The 1,567-nt window shown below is 67.6% G+C and carries 1 protein-coding gene; it reads left to right on the top strand.

The window, feature by feature from the left end; genetic code table 11:
- Nucleotides 1-214: 214 nt before the first annotated feature.
- On the top strand, nt 215-1,543 hold the full coding sequence (locus tag ABD220_RS08505; RefSeq protein WP_344121600.1) for a TerC/Alx family metal homeostasis membrane protein: 1,329 nt from the start codon (nt 215-217) through the stop codon (nt 1,541-1,543).
- The last annotated feature ends 24 nt before the right edge of the window (nt 1,544-1,567 follow it).

Raw genomic sequence — 1,567 nt, 5'->3', positions numbered from 1 at the left:
GGGGCGGGCCCCTTCGCGCAGGGTCCGGCCGGAGGGCTGTATAGACTGTGCTCAGCCTAGGGGAGTATCCCTCAGCGCTGTGGACGTCAGCACGTCGGGTCCCCGGACCCGGCCGGACGCAGCGGCCGGCACCAGCGCGGCGGACCGGAAACGGTCCGGTGCGCACGGCGGAGAGACTTACGGCCGACCTGTACTCGACCCCGAAAGCAGAACCATGGAAGTCTCACTCACCGTCTGGATCGTCACGATCGCGGCCATCGCCGGCCTGCTCCTCTTCGACTACGTGTTCCACGTCCGCAAGGCCCACGAGCCGCAGCTCAAGGAAGCCGCGATCTGGTCCGGGATCTACGTGGGCCTCGCCCTGCTCTTCGGCCTGTTCGTGCTGTTCCGGTGGGGCGGGACCTACGCCGGGGAGTACTACGCCGGGTACATCACCGAGAAGGCACTGTCGGTCGACAACCTCTTCGTCTTCCTCATCATCATCGCGTCCTTCAAGGTCCCGCGCGAGGACCAGCAGAAGGTCCTCCTCTTCGGCATCACGTTCGCCCTGATCGCCCGCACCGCCCTGATCTTCGTGGGCGCCGGGCTGATCAACCAGTTCGCCTGGGTCTTCTACCTGTTCGGTCTCATCCTCCTGCTGACGGCCGGCTCCCTGATCAAGGGCGAGCTCGCCGACTCCGCGCACGACGAGGCGGACAACTTCGTCATCCGCCTGGCCAAGCGCTTCATGCACACCTCGGACGAGTACGACGGCGACAAGCTGTTCACGATCGAGAACGGCAAGAAGGTCATGACGCCGATGCTGCTCGTGATGGTGGCGATCGGCGGCACCGACGTCCTCTTCGCCCTGGACTCCATCCCCGCCATCTTCGGCCTGACCCAGCAGACGTACCTCGTGTTCACCGCCGTGGCGTTCTCGCTCATGGGCCTGCGGCAGCTCTACTTCCTCATCGACGGGCTGCTGGACCGGCTCATCTACCTCTCCTGGGGTCTGGCGATCATCCTCGGTTTCATCGGCATCAAGCTGATCCTGCACGCCCTGCACGAGAACAACCTGGGCTTCATCAACAACGGCGAGCACGTGGACGTCGCCGAGGTCGGCATCGGCCTCTCGCTCACCGTCATCGTGGGCGTGCTGGTCATCACCGTCCTGGCCTCCCTGTACAGCCCCAAGGGCCGGGCCCTGCGGGTGCTCAACGGCCTGCAGACCGTCGCCGAGCGGTACGTGACCCTCCCGCAGGACGCGCCCGCGGACGAGCGCCGGAAGCTGGCGGACAAGGCCGCGAAGTACCAGCGGCAGATGCCGAAGATCTCCGACAGGCACCGGGAGGAGCTGCTCGAGTCCGAGAAGCACTTCCACGACCTGCTGGGCCGTGCGCGCGGCAAGCACCGCGAGTTCGAGCGCACCGGTGTGGCCCCCGAGCCGGACGCCGTGCCGGCGCTGGAGGCCGAGGCGCTCTCCGGCGCCCGGGCCGAGACCCAGGAGGCGGCCGGCACCACGACCCCGGACACCTCCCGGGGCGGCGGCAGCTCCGCCGTCTGAGCATCCGCACACCAGGAGACGGAG

This window comes from Kocuria aegyptia (genome assembly GCF_039530085.1).
In the GTDB taxonomy this organism is placed as follows: Bacteria; Actinomycetota; Actinomycetes; order Actinomycetales; family Micrococcaceae; genus Kocuria; species Kocuria aegyptia.
This window is presented reverse-complemented; position numbering and strand designations above follow the sequence as displayed.